Origin of the sequence: Leucobacter celer subsp. astrifaciens (assembly GCF_001273835.1) — a bacterium.
GTDB classification, from domain to species: domain Bacteria; phylum Actinomycetota; class Actinomycetes; order Actinomycetales; family Microbacteriaceae; genus Leucobacter; species Leucobacter celer.
Map to the genome: position 1 here is coordinate 1 of NZ_JHEI01000037.1, position 260 is coordinate 260.

The window sequence follows — 260 nt, forward strand, 5'->3', positions numbered from 1 at the left end:
CGATGAGATCCCAACGGCAGGGCTGGGGCGAGACGCCCGTCGACCTCTCCCCCGAGGACGAGTTCGTCGTCGTCATCGACGGCGATCTCGCGACCTCCACCACGGCGAGCATGGGCGCCGAGCACAACCCCGAGGCCTTCATCCAGGCCGGCATCGCCGAGCAGAGCATGGGCGGCATGGCGTTCGGCATGAGCACGCTCGGGGACCGCCCCTGGCTCTCTAGCTTCGTGGCCTTCCCCCAGCACTCGCCCCTCATCACC

At 69.2% G+C, this 260-nt stretch carries 1 pseudogene; it reads left to right on the top strand.

Annotated elements, in window-relative coordinates:
* Positions 1-2: 2 nt before the first annotated feature.
* Positions 3-260, top strand: a pseudogene (locus tag AMS65_RS00080) (transketolase family protein); the annotation flags it as partial.